This window comes from Candidatus Pristimantibacillus lignocellulolyticus (genome assembly GCA_023639215.1).
GTDB lineage: Bacteria > Bacillota > Bacilli > Paenibacillales > Paenibacillaceae > Pristimantibacillus > Pristimantibacillus lignocellulolyticus.
This window is the reverse complement of the sequence record CP097899.1, coordinates 1,848,885-1,871,551: the sequence shown is the minus strand read 5'-3', so window position 1 is coordinate 1,871,551 and position 22,667 is coordinate 1,848,885. Positions and strand designations below refer to the sequence as shown.

Here is a 22,667-nt window from a genome sequence, read left to right as displayed (position 1 = left end):
TCATCCATATGGATTGATAGCTCTAACGACCTTTTTGTGTATTTTAGCGTAACCTATTGGCTACGCTCCAAATATTCAGCCACCCAAACAGATGTAGCGTTCATAACTTCTTCAGCACGTGCGATCGCTGCTTCAACTTGAGGTTTAGCAGTACCACCGTATACATTACGTGCATTTACAACCTGCTCAGGCTGTAATACGTCATAAATACGTTCATCGAACAAATCGGAGAATTGAATAAATTCTTCTATACTTAGATCAAGTAAGTATTTATTGTTTTCGATGCAGTATAGCACAGTTTTACCGATTACTTCATGAGCTTGACGGAACGGTAGACCTTTATTAACTAAGAAGTCAGCGATATCCGTTGCATTAGAAAAATCTTGGTTAACTGCTTGACGCATACGATCTTTATTCACAGTCATCGTTGCGATCATAGGAGCAAACAATTGAAGAGCACCTTGCATCGTTGTTACAGTATCAAACATACCTTCTTTATCTTCTTGCATATCTTTGTTGTATGCTAGCGGTAAAGATTTCACTACAGTTAGCAAGCCCATAAGATTTCCATACACACGTCCTGTTTTACCCCGAACTAATTCTGGTACGTCAGGATTTTTCTTCTGTGGCATAATACTACTACCTGTGCAGAAGGCGTCATCTAATTCAACAAAGTTAAATTCGTTGCTTGACCACATAATTAGCTCTTCACTGAGACGTGATAAATGCATCATAACGATCGATGCATCAGCTAAAAACTCTAAAATAAAATCACGATCACTAACCGCATCAAGACTATTCTCATATACGCGATCGAAATGTAATTGGCTTGCCACAAAGTGACGATCAATTGGGAATGTCGTACCAGCTAGTGCACCTGCGCCCAGTGGAAGAACATTGATACGTTTGTAGCTATCTTGTAGACGTTCAATATCACGTCCAAACATAGATACATAAGCCATCATATGATGTGCAAATAAAATAGGTTGTGCACGTTGTAAATGAGTGTAACCAGGTACAATCGTATCGATGTTAGCTTTAGCTTGTCCGATCAATGCTTCTTGTAACTTGCGCAGCAATTCTACGAACTCAACTACGCGCTTACGAAGCCAAAGATGCATATCTGTAGCAACTTGGTCATTACGACTACGTCCTGTATGAAGTTTACCACCTACAGCACCAATATCATCAATTAATGCTTTTTCGATATTCATATGAATATCTTCATCGCCAATCGTGAACTCTTGCTCACCATTTTTGATGCGCTCTAATACACGCAATAGACCTGCTTTAATCGTTTCAACATCGTCTTGTGGTACAATACCTTGTTTACCAAGCATAGTAACATGTGCAAGACTACCTTGAATATCTTCTTCAGCAAGCGCCTTATCAAATGTAATAGATGCTGTATATTCTTCAACTAATTGATCCGTTTTTTTCGTGAAACGGCCACCCCAAAGCTTACTCACTTCTTCAGCACTCCTTCTTATTGATACAAGGAAACGGAAGAACCCTATACGAAATGATTGTCTTAAAGAGTTTGTTCAAAAGAGTCAGACTTTGATTACGAAGTCACGCATCAAGCGTACTCGACATCGAAGATGACATGCTACCGAAACCTGCAGTGCTCACGTACCTAATCCGTACGATGCGCTCCTCGTTTTCTAGTATCCTCCCATCATCTCGGTACTGAAAGCCGACCTTTTTGAACTTGCACTTATAAGACTTCCAACATATCGTATATGATTCTTCCGCCCTTGATCTCTTATTAATTACTTGTTCTGAGTTACACCAGCAGAAACTTTCAAACGCAATGCATTCAAACGGATAAATCCAGTTGCATCACCTTGATCGTAAGCTTGTGATGGATCAGCTTCCATTGTAGCGATATCAGGGTTGTACAAGCTTACTGGGCTTTGTACGCCAGCACCGATAACATTACCTTTATACAATTTCAAACGTACGACACCAGATACATTTTTCTGAGATTCTGTCACTAGCGCTTGCAATGCAAGACGTTCAGGAGCGAACCAGAAACCATTGTATACTAGCTCACTATATTTAGAAATCAGAGAGTCACGAAGATGCATAACTTCACGATCCATTGTTAGAGATTCCATCTTACGATGTGCTGTAAATAGAATAGTTCCGCCTGGAGTTTCATACACGCCACGGCTCTTCATACCTACAAAACGGTTTTCAACCATGTCAACACGACCGATACCATGTTTGCCACCAAGCTCATTCAATTTCTCCATAATAGCTAGTGGAGACATTGCTTCGCCATTAATAGCTGTACAGTTACCTTTTTCGAATGAAAGCTCAACGTATTCAGCTTGATCCGGAGCACGCTCAGGAGATACGCTAAGTACGTACATTGGCTCATTTTCTTCAGAACTTGGATCGAACCAAGGATCTTCTAACACACCGCTCTCGAAGCTAATATGTAGCAAATTGCGGTCTGTAGAATAAGGTTTTGCAGCAGATGCTGAAACCGGAATATCATGTTTCTCAGCAAAAGCAATCATCTCTGCACGACCTGGGAAATCGTTACGGAATTGCTCAGAACGCCAAGGAGCAATAATTTCGATTTCCGGCGCTAGTGCAGCTACGCCTAGCTCAAAACGAACTTGGTCATTACCTTTACCAGTTGCACCATGAGCAATATATTTTGCACCTTCAGCACGAGCAATTTCCACCATACGTTTCGCAATAAGCGGACGAGCGATAGAAGTACCTAGTAAATATTGACCTTCATACATTGTTCCAGCTTGAAACATTGGGAAGATGAAATCTTGAGCGAATTCTTCAGTAAGATCATCAATATATACTTTAGAAGCACCTGTTTTCAAAGCTTTTTCTTCTAGTCCATCTAGTTCTTCCTTTTGACCGATATCAGCAGTGAATGCGATAATTTCCGCGTCATATGTTTCTTTAAGCCATTTCAAGATGATGGAAGTATCCAAACCACCTGAATAAGCTAATACAATTTTATCTTTAGCCATGTTATTGATTCCCTTCATATTTCATTTATTATGACATGATTGCAGCCATAATCGCCTTTTGAGCATGTAGACGATTTTCAGCCTGATCAAAAATAATAGAGTGATCGCCATCAATTACTCCTTCAGTCACTTCTTCCCCACGATGTGCAGGTAAGCAGTGCATGAATTTGAATTCTGGCTTCGCGAATTGAACAAGGTTCTCATCGATTTGATAATTAGCAAATGCTAGCTCACGTTCTTTTTGCTCTTGCTCTTGGCCCATACTCGCCCATACATCAGTATACACGAAATCTGCACCATCAATTGCTTCTTGTGGATCACGACACACAACAATTTGTGCGCCTGTTTCTTCTGCGATAGCCATTGTTTGAGCGATAATATCTGCATCTGGTTCATAGCCTTCAGGTGTTGCAATTGACATATGAACACCTAATTTGGCAGCACCCATCATTAGAGAGTGTACCATATTGTTACCATCACCGATATATGCAAGTTTCACATTTTCAAACGTACCTGTTTGCTCATAGATCGTTTGGAAGTCAGCAAGTGCTTGGCATGGATGAGATAGATCCGTCAAACCATTAATAACAGGAATTGTAGCTCCACGAGCCAATTCTACTACTTTACGGTGCTCGAACGTACGAATCATAATACCATCTAAGTAACGAGATAATGTTTGAGCTGTATCTAGAATTGTTTCTCCGCGGCCGATTTGAAGATCATTACCACTTAAGAATAGACCTTGACCACCTAGTTGGTAAATACCAACTTCAAAAGAAACACGCGTACGCGTGGAAGATTTTTCAAAAATTAGACCTATCGTTTTTCCTTGTAATTCTTTATGTTCAATACCAGCTTTTTGTTTCTGTTTCAACTCAATAGCCAGCTCAATCAAATACATAATTTCTTCTTGTGAAAAATCAACTAGCATTAGAAAATCGCGGCCCTTCATACTTTGAGCGATTTCTGCTTTGGATCTTACCATGTTTAAATCCTCCTTCAAACTTTTCATTAGCTTCTCGATGCACTATTTGTTATGAAGAGTTACATCAGAAGCTTAGCATTTTCGTTAGCAGATATTCAAAAAGTCCACTTGTTATCACGAAGTTATCTATGATAGCTTAATCGACTTCGAATATGTCATTCATCGAAAGCTAACCATATGCTTTCGAAGTATGTTTCTTACAGAAACATTGTGAGTGCTCACGTACCAACTGCGTACGCTCCGCGCTTCATTTCCTAGCTTCATGCCATCTTCTTGGTACTAACAAGCGAACATTTTGAATTTTCATTATAATCTTAAGAACATAATTTTTAACTTTTCATTAGTTAATGTTCAATATTCTATCGATTGCTTAGCAACTTTGTTAGTATTTGCACCGCTTGATCGATCTCTTCATTAGACACTAGTAGATTAGGAAGCAAACGAATCACGTTTGGTCCAGCCGAAATGACTAGCAAACCTTTACTTTGTGCTTCCACGATTACGCTAGCTATCGGCTCTTTACATTCAATACCGATAATTAACCCTAATCCACGTACTTCATTTACGAATGAGCAACCACTAAGTTTCTCACGTAGTTGCGTTAGTAGATATTGACCTTGCTTCGCTGCATGATCAACTACCTTTTCTTCAACGATTGTTTCAATCGTCGCTTTTACTGCAGCTGTCGCGATTGGTGTTCCACCGAATGTAGATCCATGACTACCTGCTGTAAAGCCTTCTCTTAATGCTTCTTTAGCAACCATAGCCCCAACAGGGAATCCGCTACCTAGACCTTTTGCTAATGTAAATATATCAGGTTCAATACCAAAATGCTCATATGCAAACAATTTACCCGTTCTACCCATGCCTGTTTGGATCTCATCTACGATTAATAAAATTCCTTCTGCCTTACAAAGTTCAGCAACTTGCTTAATATACGTTGGATCAACAAGCAGGATACCACCCTCAGCTTGAACCATCTCTAGCATAACAGCTGCTGTTTTGTCAGTGATCGTTGCTTTCAGTAGTTCAAAATCATTTAGTGCAATATGAGTAAAGCCTTCAGGTAGTGGTAAAAATCCTTCCTTCACCTTATCTTGACCAGTCGCTGTTAATGTTGCAAGCGTACGTCCATGGAAAGATTGTGTGAATGTAATGACTTCATAACGACCATTACGAGCAACTAGTTGTTGATAACGACGAGCTAGCTTAATAGCTGCTTCATTCGCCTCAGCACCAGAATTACAGAAGAATACAGCATCACCACAGCTATTATCAGTAATTAGCCTTGCAGCATCCGCTTGATTAGGAATTTGGAACAAATTCGAAATATGCCATAGTTGATCTAATTGTGCTACTAAAGCTTCCTTAACACGTTGCGGCACATGACCTAGATTAGTAACAGCAATTCCACTCATAAAGTCTAAATAGTTATTACCTTCGCTATCCCACAGCCAGCTACCTTCGCCTTTAACAATGGCAAGTGGAAATCTTGCATACGTTGGAAATAATGATCCACTAGCTACCTCTACCGTACTTTGGCTCATGTTAAACACTCCTAAAACTTTTTATTAACTACTTGGAATACTTCGCTGCTATAAAAAGTAGCATCGAAAGCATCCCTATTGCTTAATAACAGTTCCCACTCCGCCTGTTGTAACAGCCTGAGTAAGAACTCCTTCAACTTGACCACTTACAATAACGACTTCTTGTACTTTACCTTGTATACATTGAATCGCAGCACGTACTTTAGGAATCATGCCACCATATATTTCACCACTAGTAATCATTGCTTCTATCTCAGCAACTGTTACCGAAGGTAGCGTTACTTTCTGTCCATCAACAGTCTTCATAATACCTGGCACATCAGTAACAACGATCATTCGCTCTACACCTAGATGAGAAGCAACTGCTCCTGCTGCTGTATCTGCATTAATATTATAGCGCTGACCACTTCGGTCGATACCAATCGGTGCAATCACAGGAATATATCCCATCCTCATAACACCTTCGATTAGAGAAGCATTCACTTCCGTTACATCACCAACGAATCCGATCTCAGCACTGTTAGCTACAGGCTTCGCCCCAATAAGCATGCCATCCACACCAGAAAGTCCTAATGTCCTTGCGCCATTCATTTCCATCTTACGAACGATTTCTTTGTTAATTCGTCCTGCAAGTACCATCTCGACAACATCAAGTACTTCATCACTAGTTTTACGTAAACCTTGGACAAACTCTGTTTCAATCCCTAACTTTTCTAGCGTTTCTGAAATTGCTGGGCCACCACCATGAACAATAACAGGTGCTACTCCAGAAGCTTGTAGGTCACGCAATTCTTCAAAAAATCGATTTGGTAGAGCCGCTAACGTACTTCCACCACATTTCATTACAAAACGTTGCTTAGTCATATCCTTTTCCTCCACATTATTAACTGCATCTTCCTATCAAGGTTCCAAAAAGTGGGCTTTCAGAACCGAGAAGATACCATGAAGCTAGTGACGCGAGGAGCGGAGTGTACGTACTTGGTACACGAGCACCACAGCTAGCGATGAATGGCATCTTCGACGTCGAGTATTCTGCATTAGTATACTCATCGTTATCAAAGCCTGCTTTTTGAACTACATCTATGTGCGGTAAGCAGCATTAATACGTACATAATCGTAGGTCAAGTCGCAACCCCATGCTACTGCTTTACCGTTATCCATATTTAAATTAACAGAAATCACAACTATGTCTCCCTTAAGATATTGCAGGGCAGCTTCCTCATCGAATGCTACAGGACGTGATTGTTCTAGCGTAACAATGGAACCTAGCGCGATATCTACAGTTGCAGGATCAACCGGTTGACCTGCACGACCTACAGCGGCAATAATACGTCCCCAGTTTGCATCTGCTCCAAATACGGCAGATTTCACTAAAGACGAACCAATAACTGTTTTTGCGATTGCTTGAGCTGCAAAATCATTGACTGCTCCTTCAACACGAACCTCAACTAACTTCGTAGCACCCTCACCATCACGTGCAATAGCTTTTGCTAGTACAACACATACATGAGTAAGAGCTGCTTTGAAAGCTGCCCATGCAGGATGAGCTTCAGTTAGTTCAGTATGAGCTGCAAGACCACTTGCCATAGCGACTAACATATCATTCGTAGAAGTATCACCATCAACAGTAATCATATTAAAGCTCAAATCAGTAGCTTCGCGTAATAGTTGATGTAGAGCCGTTGAGCTAATATTAGCATCCGTCGTTACGAAACCAAGCATAGTTGCCATATTCGGATGAATCATACCAGATCCTTTTGCCGCTCCAGCAATTTTCACTAGTTTGCCATCGACTTCTAGCTCAACACAAATCGTCTTCTTCACAAGATCCGTTGTTAAAATTGCTTGGCTGAAATCTTCAGCACCTTTATCGCTTTTTTCTAATAGACTTGGAAGTTTATCTATACCAGAACGCACTTTATCCATTTTCAATAACTCACCAATAACTCCAGTGGAAGCAACAGCAACTTGATCTGCATCTACGCCAATTTGCTCTGCAAAACGATTACGCATTTCAAATGCATCTGCTTCGCCTTGATCTCCCGTACAAGCATTGGCGTTACCGCTATTCACGATCATCGCACGAAGCGTACCTTTGCTAGCAATACTTTCGCGAGTTACTTTAATAGGTGCTGCTTGAAATACATTGGTTGTATATACCGCAGCTGCCGTAGCTGGTACTTCGCATACAATAGCACCTAGATCATGACGATCTGTTTTCTTCAAACCACAATGCAAACCACCTGCTACAAAACCTTGAGGCGATGTTACTGAGCCTTCTTGAATAATAGTAAATAAAGCTTCGTTCTGTTCCTCTACCATCTCGATCTTATCCTCCTAAATATGCTATTAAACTATTGATTTATATTTGAGGTATTACTACGTAATTATAATATTTTTCTTCATATTCGATGTCGACTAAGCTACAGCGTATTACATCGTTATTAAAGTCCGATTTTTGAGCTTCTAATTCTAATGAGAGTTCAAAAAGCGGGCTTTCAGAACCGAGAAGATGGAGCGCTACTTGTGGAAGGAGGAAACGAAAATGTACGTTATTGGTACATGCGTACCGGACTTCCCAAGTTCGCTTCATATTCGATGCCGACTAAGCTACAGCGTATCACATCGTTATCAAAGTCCGCTTTTTGAACTTCCTCTTAAGGGTAGACTGGAACGAATTGTAGGCCTAGTTGTTCATCCCACCCCATCATCAAATTCATATTTTGAATCGCTTGACCTGCTGCACCTTTAACTAAGTTATCAATAACAGAGATAATCGTTACACGATTCGTACGTCTATCAATAGAGAAACCAATATCACAATAATTAGATCCCCAGACTTCTTTTGTTGCTGGCCATTTTCCTTCAGGACGAATACGTACGAATGAACGACCTTCATAATATTGTTCATATAAATCAATAAGATCTTGCTCCGTAACATCACTTTTCAGCTTTGCATACATCGTTGAAAGAATACCACGAGTCATTGGAACGAGATGCGTCGTGAATGTAACCGTAACAGGTTCGTTTACGATTTGACTAAGTACCATTTCAACTTCCGGAATATGTTGATGTTTATTAACTTTATAAGCTTTAAAGTTTTCATTCAATTCTGCATAATGGTTCGCTACTGAAGCACCACGACCAGCACCAGAGACACCAGATTTGGCATCAATAATAATAGAAGAATGATCAATTAAGTTCGCTTGAAGTGCTGGAATAAGTCCTAATAAAGTAGCAGTCGGGAAACATCCTGGATTTGAAATAAACGGTGCATCCTTCACTTGCTCACCGTATATTTCAGAAAGTCCAAATACCGCCTGATCAAGATGTTCTTGTTCTGCTGCCGGCTTCTGATACCACTCTTCATATACATCACGATCTTTAATACGGAAATCACCAGACAGGTCAATAACTTTTAAACCAACTTCTAAATATTGAGGCGCAAGCTTTGAAGCTACTCCGGCTGGTGTTGCCAAAAATACAATATCTGCTTTTTGCTTAATTAGTTCCGGATTCACATCATCAAGCAGTTCTTCACGAATACCTTGCAGATGAGGATAACCTTCTGTTACTTTCGTACCTGCACTGGACGAAGATATGACAGATGTAATTTCAACATTGGGATGAGAGTGTAGCAGACGCATTAATTCAACTCCGCCATATCCTGTAGACCCAACAATTGCAATACCTAGCTTCTTACTCATATTACCGCTTCCCCTCTAGTTACTATTTATGTAGATCTCATCTATATTTTCATCTTCAACTAAGCCGTTTGAACAACTTCTTAAAGATGACCCAAATTTACCCAACACTTTATTTTACATTATATCGGTATGAAAGAGAATATGCTTATTACTGTATTATTATACATCCGTATTCATAAAAATTCAACGTATATTAATGGATATATACACCCTGTTCCGCTTCAATTATTGGTAAGATTTAAACCCTTCACCAAGCACTTCACCTGTATTACTTATAATGATAAATGCTGTAGGATCAAGCTTTGCTACAGTTCTTTTCAACTTGGATACTTCATTCTGTGCCACAACAACCATAATGACATTACGTGGGTTACCTGTATATCCGCCGGTACCCTCTAATTTCGTCAAACCACGATTAAGATCTTGCAATATCGCTTGTTCTAATTGCTCTGTTTGCTCGCTTATAATAAAAGCTACCTTTGATAACTGTAGTCCATTTTGCACAAAGTCGATACTTTTACTCGTTACAAATAGTGAAATTAGCGCATAGAGTGATAACTCAGGAGAAATGATTATCGCAGCAGCAATAATGACTGCTCCATCAAAACAAACGACCGCAAGATTATAAGGAATACCCGTTAATCTATGTAACATTTGGGAAGCAAGATCTAATCCCCCGGTTGAACCTCCACCTCGATAAACGATCGCAAGTCCAATCCCTACACCAATACCACCATAGATGGAAGCAAGTATTGGATTATCAGTAGGTGCGGGGAAATGAGAAGTAAGAAGTACGAACAAAGGAAATACAGTAGAACCTAATATCGACTTAGCACCAAATTTCTTACCTAGTAGCCAAATAGCCGCAATAAATAAAGGTATATTTAGCGCCCATTGTGTAACTGCTGGTGGAATCTGTAACTGCCTTTCTACGAGGATAGAAATTCCTGATACGCCTCCGGATGCTATACCATTCGGCAAGAGGAACAAATTAAAACTCAACGCCAAGATGAATGAACCTATAAGTACTTGAACGATATTCCATGCGATTTGCATAGAAGGAGAAAGTGAATATTTCGCGGCTTTTCTCGTTTGTTGTTTCATGGCGTGTAGACCAACCTTTCTTATGTAAAAAAGGAGAGCTTCTACACCATTGTGTAAAAACTCTCCGAGCATATATGTTTATTACTTTTGACGAATTTGATTGCGTAAATAGCCATCAATAAACATATCAATATCGCCATCCATTACTGCATTAACGTTACCCGTTTCAACAGATGTACGATGATCTTTAACCATGCTATAGGGATGGAACACATAAGAACGAATTTGACTTCCCCATGCAATGTCGGATTGATCACCGCGGATCTCTGCAAGCTCCTTCATCTGCTCTTCAATTTTACGCTCATATAACTTGGAACGTAAAGTCTTCATAGCACGATCACGGTTCGCAATTTGAGAACGTTCTTGCTGACAGGCTACTATAATTCCAGAGGGAATATGCGTGATACGTATAGCTGATTCGGTCTTATTGACATGCTGACCACCTGCACCACTTGCACGGTACGTATCAACTTTCAAATCTTCCGAACGAATCTCTATTTCAATCGTATCATCAATTTCTGGAACGACATCACAAGATGCAAATGAAGTATGACGACGACCAGCAGAATCGAATGGTGAGATTCGAACTAATCGATGAACACCCTTCTCTGCTTTCAAGTATCCATAGGCGTTAAATCCTTTAACTAGTATGCTTACGCTCTTAATACCCGCTTCATCGCCTGGTAGATAGTCCAGTAATTCAACTTTGAAGCCGCGCTTCTCAGCCCAACGAGTATACATACGATAAAGCATTAGACCCCAATCTTGCGACTCGGTACCACCAGCTCCTGGATGCAACTCTAATATAGCGTTCAATTTATCATAAGGTTGATTCAATAATAACTGTAGTTCATAGGCAGAAAGTTTCTCTTGAAGAGCAGCTAAACCTTGCGTTAGTTCAGCTACCATATCTTCATCTTCGTCTTCCTCTACAAGCTCTAGTATCATCATTAACTCTTGATGAGTAGTTTCAAAGCTATTGTAATCTTCAACTACCGATTTTACAGCGTTCAATTCAGAGATCACGCTTTGCGCGCGTGTATTGTCATCCCAGAAATCTGGCATAGACATCTTTTCCTCAAAGTTAGCAATAATATCATGCTTTAGCTCTAAGTCAAAGAGACCCCCTAAGTGTCTGTAATCGATTAGCTATTTCACGTAAATCTTGCTTTAAAGTAACATCTAACATAGAAATACATTCACCTCAAACTATTGTTCTTGTCCTAAGATATTAATTCATACCATGACATTGTTTATATTTCTTACCACTACCGCAAGGACACATGTCATTACGGCCAACACGATCATCACGGCGAACTGGTTTCTTCACAGCATCCTCACCACCGCCACTTGTTGATGAAGTTTGACCTTTCACAACTTCTTGACGTTCAAGATTACTTTCCACACGTGCTTTCATAATATACTTGGAAACTTCCTCCTGAATGCTCTCCACCATGCCGTGGAACATTTCAAATCCTTCGAATTGATACTCACGAAGCGGATCAGTACCACCATATGCACGCAAGTGAATACCTTGACGGAGTTGATCCATTGCATCAATATGATCCATCCATTTGGAATCAACTGCACGAAGTACAACGACTTTCTCAAATTCGCGCATTGTTGTTTCGCCTAATTGCTCCTCACGAACATCATATGCCGCTGCAACTTTATTGTAGATAACATCGACGATTTCTGATTTTTCCTTGCCCCAAATATCATCACGAGTAAGAGCACCTTCATCAAGTAAGTTCGCTTGCACGAACTCAATAACAGATTGTAGATCCCAATCCTCTGGAATATCTTCTATACAATGCGCATCTACTGTACGTTCGATCACTGGCTTAATCATATTCATAACTTCATCACGAATATTTTCAGATTCTAAAATGTCACGACGTTGTTTGTAGATAACTTCACGTTGTTGATTCATTACATCATCATATTGCAGGACAACTTTACGCGTATCAAAGTTATTACCCTCGACACGTTTTTGAGCAGATTCAACAGCTCTTGTAATCATACGGCTCTCAATAGGTTGATCTTCATCAAGACCTAGACGATCCATCATTGTCATAATATTTTCAGCACCGAAACGACGCATTAATTCATCTTCCAGTGATAAATAGAATTGAGAAGAACCTGGGTCACCTTGACGTCCAGCACGACCACGTAGCTGATTATCAATACGACGGCTCTCATGACGTTCTGTACCGATAATGTGCAGACCACCATTACCAGCAACATTGTCACCAAGCAAAATATCGGTACCACGACCGGCCATATTCGTTGCAATCGTAACAGAACCTGGTTGTCCAGCACGAGTAATTATTTCTGCTTCCTCTGCATGGAACTTTGCATTCAATACTTTATGTTGTACTCCGCGGCGTTTCAACATTTCAGAAAGCACTTCAGAGTTTTCAATTGAGATTGTACCTACTAGTACTGGCTGATTCGTTTTATGACGTTCAACGATTTCTTCTACAACAGCTTTGAACTTACCTTTAACTGTTTTGTAGACAACATCGGGAAGATCTTTACGAATCATAGAACGGTTAGTAGGAACTTGAATAACATCTAGACCGTAAATTTTACGGAACTCTTCTTCCTCTGTTTTAGCTGTACCAGTCATACCGCCTAGTTTACGATACATACGGAAGTAGTTTTGGAAAGTTATCGTAGCAAGTGTCATACTTTCGTTCTGTACTTTCAAGTTTTCTTTCGCTTCAATCGCTTGATGTAGACCATCGCTATAACGACGACCAGCCATTAGACGACCAGTAAATTCATCAACGATAATAACTTCGTCATTTTCAACAACGTAATCAACATCACGTTTCATAATATTGTTTGCTTTCAAAGCTTGTTGGATATGGTGGTTAATCGTAACGTTCGCATGATCGAATAAATTTTCGATTCCGAAAGCACGCTCACCTTTCGTAACACCAGCTTCAGTAAGCATAACATTTCTTAATTTGATATCTATTGTAAAGTCTTCTTCTGGCACCATACGAGATACAAGTCGTTGTGCCGCATCGTATAATTCTGTAGATTTAGCAGCTTGTCCGGAAATAATAAGCGGCGTACGCGCTTCATCGACTAGAATCGAGTCAACCTCATCTATAATAGCGAAGAACAATGGACGTTGAACCATCTGCTCTTTGTATAAAACCATGTTATCACGCAAGTAGTCGAAACCGAACTCATTGTTCGTTCCGTAAGTAATATCACAAGCATATGCTTCTTGTTTTTGAGCATGCGTCAAACCATGTAAGTTACAACCAACTGTTAAGCCAAGGAAGTTATATAGTTGCCCCATTAATATGCTATCGCGTTCTGCCAAGTAACCATTGACCGTAATAACGTGTACGCCTTTTCCGGCAAGAGCATTTAGATAAACCGGTAGCGTAGCAACTAGAGTTTTACCTTCACCTGTTTTCATCTCAGCGATCTTACCTTCATGAAGAACCATACCGCCCAGTAATTGAACATCAAAATGGCGCATATTCAATACGCGCTTGGATGCTTCACGTACAGTTGCAAATGCTTCAGGCAATAGATCTGTTAGATCTTCACCTTTAGCAACTCTCTCTTGGAATTCGCCGGTCTTCGCTTGTAGTTGTTCATCGGATAATGCCAAGTACTGTGGTTCCATTTCGTTTATTTGCTCAACGATCTTAGTTAGTCGTTTTACTTCTTTTTCATTAAAATCACCAAATATTTTCTTCACCAATCCAAGCATGGCTTTCCCCTTCCGATAGTACGTCTTTATGTTAAAGATTGTAACAGTTTGTAGTTATAATCGCAATCTATCCCCTATTTGGTATAACCATTTAAAGGAAGAGATACGTGTTTTGTAGGTATTGTAGCACTGTGATCAATATCATTAATAATTTTTAACGATACCGTTGACATAATATGACCAAATTATTGGTATAACGTTAGAACTTCTCGCCTACCAACTATCGTCGGTAGACTTCATTTATGGCCGAGCGGTTGCTCGATAGCATTTGAAATTAATATATTCTATTATATATCTTTTATTTTAATATTATTATTCATCTATATCATTCCAATACTTACTATTGCTAGACTTGTTATTGGTCTATTTGAACATCGATAATAACCAAAAAGGTATCTCTGAACTGCTGCCGAAGTAGCAAATCCAGAGATACCTAAAAAATTCATTAATTATCCTTGTTCTATTAATCCGTATTTGCCATCGTTACGTTTGTAGACGACGTTAACTGATTTACTATCAGAATTAGAAAATACGAAGAATTCGTGACCTAACATATTCATTTGAAGTATCGCTTCTTCTATGTCCATTGGCTTTAATGTAAAGCTCTTTGTACGGACAAGTTCGAAATCTTCCTCCTCATCCTCCAGTACAGATACTGAAGTAGAATTTTCTCGGAATAATGCTTTCGATCCGCTAGCTTGACGGAATTTACGATTCAATTTAGTTTTGTGTTTGCGAATTTGACGCTCTAGCTTATCAACTACTAGATCAATTGATGCGTACATATCTTCACTTTTTTCTTCTGCTCGAAGGATTAGTCCAGATGCTGGTATCGTAACCTCCACCGTGTGTTGTCCTTTTGTAACTGAAAGTGTAACGTTTACTTCGGAGGTGATCGAAGGATCGAAATATTTCTCCAATCTGCTGAGTTTTTTCTCAGTGTAGTCCCTTAGTGCATCGGTAACTTGAACGCGTTGTCCTCGGATATTGTAGTTCATGTGGCACTCCTCCTTTACATGTTCTTATTATATCATATGCAAAGAACATATACAAAATAGATTTTAGTTAATTTAGAATTTTCTGATAATTTGTGACGATATTATTTCAATTTTATTTCGCTAAATACTTTTAATTAATAGTAGTTAAGATCGGCCACTTACGCTATCTATATTGATAATTGTAGCGCTTGTGGCAAATCAATAACTATATTACAAAGCTAAACACATACAAATTAGGGAAGTATTGAATGGTTTAATAAGACTATACCCACTTCACCTTAAAAGAACATGAAAATGAGAAGATTGTTATAATTAGCTCAAGTTTTTGAACTGCCTCTATTTGTTGTTTTCTTCATGAAGACCAGTCAACCAAGCAGTCAATTGTTCGGTTTGTTTCAAGATTGCTATTGGATCATAATACCAAGAAACTTCTTCTTTCCAAACAAACACTTGATTATTTTTAATAGCAGGAAGACTCGACCAAATTGGGTCAGCTTTATAATCTTCTAGCGTCCTATCGTTCGAGGTCAAAATGATATAGTCGCCCGCATATTGTGTTAACGTTTCTTCAGAAATTTCTGCCCATTGCTTCTCCATAATATGATCAGCAACTTCCGCAGGTGGCTTACGTCCTAAAGCCTGATACACAGCTTGTCCGCCACGTCCAAAATTATCACCATAGGCATATGTTGATCCTGCGGTGTTTTCAATAATGCTGAACGAGGCATCTGCGGGAATAACCTCATCAACCTTTTGCTTAGCTTCAGCAATAATCTGATCGTAATTAACTAACCAATCTTTCGCTTCTTGTTCCATACCAAGCAGCTCTCCAAAATAAGTAAGCTCTTCATGTGCATTTTTCAAATCTCCATACGGTATTGTAATTGTTGGAGCGATTTTACTTAATACTTCATAATTTTCGGCTATTCCTGAAATAATAAGATCAGGCTGTAGCTCAAGGATTTTTTCAGATGACATTTGGCCGTAAGCTCCTGTATCTGCTACCCCTGTCAAAGCTTCCTTAAAGTACATATTATCAAGCGTCAATCCTGGTGCACCTACTGGAATTACATCAAGAGCGATTAAGCTTCCCAAATATTCCTCTGCAACAATTCTCTTAGGATGTGCTGGAACTTTTATTTCACCATTAACCGTAGTAATAATTTTGAAATCCTGTTCTTTATCATTGGTTGTCTCATCAATTACAACGTCAGATATGCCTTGTTGATTAGAGTTTCCTTCTGTGGATTGATTACTATTCTTACTTCCACAGGCTACCATTATTATCGCCAACATTGTAACGATTAGTAAAATGCCTAGCTTTCTATACCACGTTATATTGCTACTCATGATTGCATTCCTCCTATAATGTATAATGATTATCATTCTCAATAATATTACAGAGGAATTCGCTTTATGACCATGTCTAAATGTGATATGTACTATGTACTTTTATGATCTCAAAACCTCACTTAATATTTCAATTTGTGCTAGTGATGAAAGAGGATCAAAACCGTAAAACATCGATGACTCTTTCAAGAAATGAACTTGCTTGTTACGAACCGCTTCGAGTTTCAGCCAATCATCAGAATTTATTAATTTTTTGAATTCTAGTTTTTCTTCCAAACTATATGGAAAATTGAGAAAAATAATAACATCAGCCTGGTATAATGCAATATCTTTTATCTTCTTCTCTAAGTATCCTCGCTCATTGATTTTTTCTTTCATCAAAAGATCCGGTCTATGGTAATTCAATTCTCCGTATAAAATATGACATCCACGACCATAGCTTGAATCATAGCAATACACTTTCTTATCTCCAAATTCCCAGACGATAGCAGAGCCCCGAGTTGTGTTTCTTCTATTTAAGTTGTTATTTAGATCCGTGCATAGATCGTCATATTTCTGTAGCCAAACATTCGCTTGGTTTCTCCTATCAACCACTTCACTTATTAAATGGAATTGGTCTCTCCAGGACATTTCGCGAAATGGAATAGCAATAACAGGAGCAATTGTAAGCATGGCTGCATTCTCTTGTTCAATACAGTAATTAATAATAACATCGGGCCTTACTGCTGAAATAGCATCACATACATTATCAAAACTCATATGATCGATGGATAAATGTTTTGTCTGTGGTATATGTTCACGACTCGCTAACCAGTGTGAATAAGGAGCGAGTTCAGGCATAATTCCCAGCGCTCTTAAGCATGCTGTATAGTTATAATTCAATGAAACTACCTTCTTTTCCTTACGAATAAATACTGAAGGTGACGTTCCAACGACCTGCTTAAATTTCCTACTAAGATAGGTGCCTTCCTCATATCCTACTTCCAATGCCAATTGAGATAAATTTAACTGCTGCGTCAACAATAGTTGTTGAGCTTTTCTTATACGAAGCAAATTCAAATGCGAATTAAACGTCTGACCTATTTCTTTTCGAAATACTCTAGAGAAATGTTCAGGGCTTACACCAGCAAGCTCGGCCATATCGCTTCTAGTAATTGTTGAATAATAGCGTTGCCCCATATAAAGAAGTATCTTTTGTAGCCAATCCTCACTTTTATCATTTGTAATAAGCTGTGAGTTACGATGTATCTCAGCAAGTAGATCAGAAAAAACTTGCTGAATAGATAAAGAATTTTCATAATTTTGAAGATTCCATTGCTCTAACAATTTATCCGCTAATTGAACTAATCTAGTTGATGCGTGATCTATTATTAATCCTTGTTGAAAAGATCTTTCTTTTTTGTTACTTGCCCCTGCCGTAACATATTCTATCGCTACACCTTGAAGTTGAGATTTCTCAAGTGAGGTTATAGAAGAATTATTATCATAATTATAATGAGCCACATTCCCCGCTTGAACAATTAACTGTTCTTCCGTAGTGGATACGCGACATTTTCCTGAAGTTACAATGATAATATAACGATTTTGAATCGAGTGATGAGGAGGCTTGTTTGCTATTAACTTTGATAACTCTATTACAGTTTGAGGATAATGAAAAACAAATGGAGTGTTAATTATATTCGTTAATTCAGTAGAAATATTTTTCACCTACTTTTTGTGTGATAATCATTCTCAATTATACACAAAGTTCAAGCGAAAAAATATAGAGTAGTGCTAACTATCGTCCATAATGTTAACATACAAAAAAAGAACTTCCTTGTGGGAAGTCCTTTTCAACCATTATAACTATAAAGAAAGGGCTATACAGCCTTATAATTACAGTTTGTTAACGTTAGCAGCTTGAGGACCACGAGCGCCTTCAACAATGTCGAATTCAACTTCTTGGCCTTCTTCAAGAGTTTTGAAACCTTCTGTTTGGATAGCGGAGAAATGTACGAATACATCGCCACCTTGTTCTGTTTCGATAAAACCATAACCTTTTTCTGCGTTAAACCATTTAACTTTTCCTTGCATGTGCAAACATTCCCTTCGTATTCAAAATACTAGGTGGCAACCTTATATGGGCCACAATTTGAATATACAATACGTTGGTTCAAATTGTCAATCTATTTTTGAAAGCGAATACATTATTGGTGGATGGGCAGTTCTTTTTAAGAGTTCATGCTATTTTTATACAATATATCATATTTACTGCCGTTTTGCAGAATTTTGGAGATCACTACGAGAATCGATGAGTCTTACAATCGCCGCTATCTCTTTATAATTATCATTTACCCTGAATATTAAACTTTTATACAACTAGATTCCTCGCTTAACCGTTAGAAGGCATGGTAAACCCTGACTCCAAACATTACATGGGAGTAAAACTATATGTTACTCCTAACGTAATGGATATCTACATACCAAGTATGACGGTTCAGATAAAACGATACCCATTATCGATATGCACTAGAACGCCTATTTTCTGCGAGTATGCATATCTACTATAGATTAGCTTCTAATATTCGTAATTAATTGTTCGATGTCCGTTTTCTTTACCAAGCATTCAATCCACCATCAATAATAATATTTTGACCAGTAATATAACTAGATGCATCAGATGCTAGAAAAATTAAAGCACCTACCATTTCCTCAGGTTGCGCCATTCTCCCTAAAGGAATTCGATTACTATACTTCTCCTTGAATACATCATTTTGTCCACTTTCTACTCCACCAGGAGTAATTGTATTTACACGAATATTATCCTTAGCCCAATAAGTAGCTAAATAACGTGTAAGTCCAATGACGCCAGCTTTAGCGGCGGAATAAATAGCAGGGGTATTTATTCCGCGTTCTAAGTAATATGAGCCTTCGTATATTCGATTATCTGGACCCATTATGCCGTAAATAGAAGAAGTTTGCATAATTGAGCCTCCCTGCCCTTGTTCTTTCATCACTTTACCTACATGCTTAGCAACCAAAAACATACTATCTAAATCTGTGGACATAATCTGATTCCATTGGTTTAGCTCATACTCTTCAAAGGGTGCAAAAAAGGCATTCAAATCATTTGATTTACCAGCTGCATTATTATGGAGGATATCAATAGAGCCAAATTCAGACCTTACTGAGTCTACCATTGAGATTACAGATTGTTCAGAGGTTAAATTACAATAAAAGCGCGTCGCTTTACCACCGCGTTCAATGATTTGATCGACCACCTGCTGGGAAGCCTCTTTATTGATATCTACTACAGCTACCTGTGCTCCTGCTTCAGCTAGACCAAAACAAAAATGCCTACCCAAGATCCCTGCACCACCAGTAACGATTGCATTTTTTCCCACTAGTGAGAATTTTTTGGTATAGTTCATATGTTTTCCTCATTCTAATATTTAATATTTATTTTTTATTTAATATTACACTCAAACAATAATTGTTGAATATCAGGATCATAGATATTTTCTTCACAAAATTCTGATACTAATTGTAATTGCTCTATATCATTCTTATTGTGTAGCAAAAAAATATAATTGTATATATTATCAACATTGTAAGGGTACAGTTTATATGCAAGTTCAAAACGTGCTAATGCTCCATCCATATCTTGTTGTTGATGCAATTGATACCCTATTTTATTATATGTCAATGAATAAATTATTCTTAACAAATCATTCGCCACCAATAGATTTCCCTCTGGGTTTAAATGATGATCGTCCGGCAACAAGTATTTATGCACATCTGATGGATCCACGTACTGTTCCATATCAATATAAAATATTCTTTTATTATCAACATTAGCTTTGTAAATTTGATTATATTTACTTATTTCCTCGTTAAGACCACCGTGCCTTTCATCCATTTTGCTAGATGTTGGCGAAATGCCTACGATAATCAAAAAACAATTCTGTCTCAATGATAGCATTTTTAATATTTTGTTTAAATAATTTTGGAAGTCCTCACTGTTTACCATTTGAGTTCTGCCTTCCCTGAACCAGCAGTCAACAATACCAATTTGTAATACAATTATATCTGGCTCGTAAAAGAAAAGGTAATCTGCAAATTCCGCATCAATATCTCTTAAAGTACAAAAACGTCTAGAACGATTTATTATCTCAAAATACGGCTCAAACTTAAATGTTTCCAATAAGCTTCTTTGTATAATCGATGAATATGTTTGTTCATATGAAACAGCCAGCTCTTGTTCCAAAGGAGAATAATTATTAATACGATGTGGTCTTGGAAGTCCAAGTGAATCACCTAATATTAAAATTCTCATACGCTACCTCCATGTTGTCCAAGTATACGATAGAACCAATGAAACGTACGAGCCGCATCTTCTATAGAGAGTAGTTGTCCGTAATCTCCACCTAATAAAAATTGCTCGAGTTGACGATACAAACCTGGTTTAAATTGAGTATCTAAATGATCATCAAATGTAACTTGTTCTATTGCAGTGCTTCCAATTTTCTGAGTGTGTAGCTGCTCAAATGGCCTAAAAATAAACCTGTTTTTATTCGTTAACAATTCTAGTTTCCAGCTGCCAGGTGCATTCCAATTGGCGTGATAAGAAAATGGAATATCGTTCATTGTTATACCCGCACCTACAAATATGCTTCCTTTTTGGTGCCACACTAACTTGCTTTGCGTGTACCCTTGAAGTTCCCTCGGTAGCCCACCAATATAAAATGCGGCATCTACTACATGAGTAGAGTTACCAATAAACAAGTTGTTCAGCTGAAAGGCAGTTTTATTCAGCTTTTCTATAATATGAGTCCATTCTGTAAACTCAAATAAAAAGGACGTTAAGCCTCCGTCTTCTTCAATACGTTTCCTAGCTTCCATAATTGAAGAATAAAACCTTCTATTATATGCGATATATGTTTTTGCCTCATACTTTTTTGAGAGTTTATTAATCCGTTCAATTCCTTCTTCTGTAACTGCACCAGGCTTCTCTACTAATATTTCTTTCATTCCTTTATCCAACAAATACAAGACATTATCTTCAAGACTTTCAAGAGTAGTTGCAACAATTGCATGAGAATAATTTTGCAAAAAACCGTCGTCTAAGCTTTCTAGCCCACCGATGATGACAGGAACTCCTTGCGTTTCCTTGAATCTTTTCGCACTGTTTTCACTGCGACCAACAACGGTATATTTAATATTCATAGCATTTAATACATTGGCATATTCTCCAGCCATTAGTCCTGCGCCCACTAATAATACGTTCATCATGTGATAATCCCTACTCTATCTCCCAAAAATTCATTAAATGCTCTGAGTAAAATCAGATGATAATGTACTGATTCTTCAAAAGATGTTAAATCGCAGCTGCCGTTATGAATTAATTGTTTATAAATAATGTGTGTTAATTGGCTTTGATAATAAAGGGAGAATTTATTTTGCATGCCATTAAAATCGATATGCTCATTCATCTCATCTATACAATATTTATCTTCATCAGTTTCAATTTCAATAGTGAAATTAAATGCATCACTTTCTTCGCAAGTTAATTGAAACATACTTCCTCTTTCTGTAGTACCACTAATCGTGCCTAAAAACTCGATGAAACCCTCGCGTTTATTTTGAATGAGCTGTTGCTTTAGATGGTCTGTATTTAACTCAATCTCCTCACGCCCGTTTAGGTAGAAGAATAAGTCAAGTAAATGAATAGAATTACTTGCAAGGTTCCAATTTGTACCTTTAGCTATAAGATTGATTTTACTTGAGTTACTAATTTCCTTTTTTAATTTTTTATAATTCTCCCATTGCCTCCGAGCACAGTTAACATATGTAATCGTTCTAGATGCCGCTATTACATCTTGTGCTTCTTTATATTCTTCGATAAAAGGGAATAGAAACTTTTCCAACAGTAAATACTTTACAGTTGCGTGATTAAATAATTTCTTAATCACATATAATCTATGAATCGAAGTCGTTGCAATTACTGCAAACTCAATAGCAGCCGGTAACTCGTCAATTTTCCTCAATAAGAACAAACTTTTATTACCAAATCTATCTACTTCATCAAATCTTTTGCTACTTAGTTCTAATGAAGTTTCTAATGGGTCTACCACATAAATGTTCATACTGTCTTCTAAAAGAGCCATCGCCTGCAAATGTCTACTTCCTAACTGACCAGCACCTATTATGACTATATTCACAACATTCACCCTCTATATAAATCTAGCCT

At 38.1% G+C, this 22,667-nt stretch carries 18 protein-coding genes; all 18 read right to left on the bottom strand.

Annotated features, from left to right (window positions below; all coding sequences use genetic code 11):
• Positions 1–53: 53 nt before the first annotated feature.
• Positions 54–1,469: an argininosuccinate lyase gene (gene argH, locus NAG76_07845; protein URN96131.1), complete on the bottom strand. Its 1,416-nt coding sequence runs from the start codon at positions 1,467–1,469 to the stop codon at positions 54–56.
• A 303-nt stretch (positions 1,470–1,772) separates the two neighbouring features.
• Positions 1,773–3,005, bottom strand: a complete 1,233-nt coding sequence (locus NAG76_07840) for an argininosuccinate synthase (GenBank protein ID URN96130.1) — start codon at positions 3,003–3,005, stop codon at positions 1,773–1,775.
• Positions 3,006–3,033: 28 nt separating this feature from the next.
• Complete coding sequence (gene argF, locus NAG76_07835; GenBank protein ID URN96129.1) at positions 3,034–3,990, bottom strand: ornithine carbamoyltransferase; 957 nt, start codon at positions 3,988–3,990, stop codon at positions 3,034–3,036.
• A 359-nt stretch (positions 3,991–4,349) separates the two neighbouring features.
• Positions 4,350–5,537 (bottom strand): acetylornithine transaminase, encoded by a 1,188-nt coding sequence (locus NAG76_07830; protein URN96128.1) that lies wholly within the window; start codon positions 5,535–5,537, stop codon positions 4,350–4,352.
• 75 nt (positions 5,538–5,612) lie between these two features.
• The gene (gene argB / locus NAG76_07825; GenBank protein ID URN96127.1) at positions 5,613–6,401 is read right to left on the bottom strand and encodes an acetylglutamate kinase; all 789 of its coding nucleotides are present in this window, start codon (positions 6,399–6,401) and stop codon (positions 5,613–5,615) included.
• Positions 6,402–6,617: 216 nt separating this feature from the next.
• Positions 6,618–7,859, bottom strand: coding sequence for a bifunctional ornithine acetyltransferase/N-acetylglutamate synthase (gene argJ / locus NAG76_07820; GenBank protein ID URN96126.1), 1,242 nt, complete (start codon positions 7,857–7,859; stop codon positions 6,618–6,620).
• A gap of 335 nt (positions 7,860–8,194) precedes the next feature.
• On the bottom strand, positions 8,195–9,244 hold the full coding sequence (argC, locus tag NAG76_07815) for an N-acetyl-gamma-glutamyl-phosphate reductase (GenBank protein URN96125.1): 1,050 nt from the start codon (positions 9,242–9,244) through the stop codon (positions 8,195–8,197).
• Between the two features lie 225 nt (positions 9,245–9,469).
• Entirely contained in the window at positions 9,470–10,300 is an 831-nt protein-coding gene (locus NAG76_07810; GenBank protein ID URN96793.1) for a YitT family protein, read from the bottom strand.
• A gap of 129 nt (positions 10,301–10,429) precedes the next feature.
• Positions 10,430–11,537 (bottom strand): peptide chain release factor 2 gene (prfB, locus tag NAG76_07805; GenBank protein URN96124.1). Its coding sequence is split into 2 segments (ribosomal slippage): positions 10,430–11,464 and positions 11,466–11,537, totalling 1,107 coding nucleotides; the frame shifts between segments, so codons are not numbered across the junction.
• 42 nt (positions 11,538–11,579) lie between these two features.
• Complete coding sequence (gene secA / locus NAG76_07800) at positions 11,580–14,090, bottom strand: preprotein translocase subunit SecA (GenBank protein URN96123.1); 2,511 nt, start codon at positions 14,088–14,090, stop codon at positions 11,580–11,582.
• Positions 14,091–14,539: 449 nt separating this feature from the next.
• A complete protein-coding gene (gene raiA, locus NAG76_07795; protein ID URN96122.1) occupies positions 14,540–15,088 on the bottom strand; it encodes a ribosome-associated translation inhibitor RaiA in 549 nt (182 codons plus the stop codon).
• Between the two features lie 336 nt (positions 15,089–15,424).
• The gene (locus tag NAG76_07790) at positions 15,425–16,438 is read right to left on the bottom strand and encodes an ABC transporter substrate-binding protein (protein ID URN96121.1); all 1,014 of its coding nucleotides are present in this window, start codon (positions 16,436–16,438) and stop codon (positions 15,425–15,427) included.
• Between the two features lie 102 nt (positions 16,439–16,540).
• Positions 16,541–18,145, bottom strand: a complete 1,605-nt coding sequence (locus NAG76_07785; GenBank protein ID URN96120.1) for a helix-turn-helix domain-containing protein — start codon at positions 18,143–18,145, stop codon at positions 16,541–16,543.
• Positions 18,146–18,313: 168 nt separating this feature from the next.
• On the bottom strand, positions 18,314–18,511 hold the full coding sequence (locus NAG76_07780; GenBank protein URN96119.1) for a cold shock domain-containing protein: 198 nt from the start codon (positions 18,509–18,511) through the stop codon (positions 18,314–18,316).
• Positions 18,512–19,032: 521 nt separating this feature from the next.
• On the bottom strand, positions 19,033–19,848 hold the full coding sequence (locus NAG76_07775) for an SDR family oxidoreductase (protein URN96118.1): 816 nt from the start codon (positions 19,846–19,848) through the stop codon (positions 19,033–19,035).
• Between the two features lie 35 nt (positions 19,849–19,883).
• Positions 19,884–20,753 carry an SGNH/GDSL hydrolase family protein gene (locus NAG76_07770; GenBank protein ID URN96117.1) on the bottom strand — a complete coding sequence of 290 codons (870 nt, stop codon included), beginning with the start codon at positions 20,751–20,753 and terminating at the stop codon, positions 19,884–19,886.
• Complete coding sequence (locus NAG76_07765; GenBank protein URN96116.1) at positions 20,750–21,709, bottom strand: Gfo/Idh/MocA family oxidoreductase; 960 nt, start codon at positions 21,707–21,709, stop codon at positions 20,750–20,752. The genes NAG76_07770 and NAG76_07765 overlap by 4 nt, the downstream gene beginning before the upstream one ends.
• Complete coding sequence (locus tag NAG76_07760; GenBank protein ID URN96115.1) at positions 21,706–22,638, bottom strand: Gfo/Idh/MocA family oxidoreductase; 933 nt, start codon at positions 22,636–22,638, stop codon at positions 21,706–21,708. Before NAG76_07760 ends, NAG76_07765 begins: the two co-directional genes overlap by 4 nt.
• Between the last annotated feature and the right edge of the window lie 29 nt (positions 22,639–22,667).

Bases quoted from the DNA above. Each gene is read 5' to 3' on its own strand.
- secA (URN96123.1), bottom strand. From the start codon at position 14,090: ATGCTTGGATTGGTGAAGAAAATATTTGGTGATTTTAATGAAAAAGAA.
- raiA (URN96122.1), bottom strand. From the start codon at position 15,088: ATGAACTACAATATCCGAGGACAACGCGTTCAAGTTACCGATGCACTA.
- NAG76_07810 (URN96793.1), bottom strand. From the start codon at position 10,300: ATGCAAATCGCATGGAATATCGTTCAAGTACTTATAGGTTCATTCATC.
- NAG76_07770 (URN96117.1), bottom strand. From the start codon at position 20,753: ATGAGAATTTTAATATTAGGTGATTCACTTGGACTTCCAAGACCACAT.
- argB (URN96127.1), bottom strand. From the start codon at position 6,401: ATGACTAAGCAACGTTTTGTAATGAAATGTGGTGGAAGTACGTTAGCG.
- NAG76_07790 (URN96121.1), bottom strand. From the start codon at position 16,438: ATGAGTAGCAATATAACGTGGTATAGAAAGCTAGGCATTTTACTAATC.
- NAG76_07780 (URN96119.1), bottom strand. From the start codon at position 18,511: ATGCAAGGAAAAGTTAAATGGTTTAACGCAGAAAAAGGTTATGGTTTT.
- argC (URN96125.1), bottom strand. From the start codon at position 9,244: ATGAGTAAGAAGCTAGGTATTGCAATTGTTGGGTCTACAGGATATGGC.
- NAG76_07840 (URN96130.1), bottom strand. From the start codon at position 3,005: ATGGCTAAAGATAAAATTGTATTAGCTTATTCAGGTGGTTTGGATACT.
- argF (URN96129.1), bottom strand. From the start codon at position 3,990: ATGGTAAGATCCAAAGCAGAAATCGCTCAAAGTATGAAGGGCCGCGAT.
- NAG76_07775 (URN96118.1), bottom strand. From the start codon at position 19,848: ATGAACTATACCAAAAAATTCTCACTAGTGGGAAAAAATGCAATCGTT.
- argJ (URN96126.1), bottom strand. From the start codon at position 7,859: ATGGTAGAGGAACAGAACGAAGCTTTATTTACTATTATTCAAGAAGGC.
- NAG76_07830 (URN96128.1), bottom strand. From the start codon at position 5,537: ATGAGCCAAAGTACGGTAGAGGTAGCTAGTGGATCATTATTTCCAACG.
- NAG76_07765 (URN96116.1), bottom strand. From the start codon at position 21,709: ATGATGAACGTATTATTAGTGGGCGCAGGACTAATGGCTGGAGAATAT.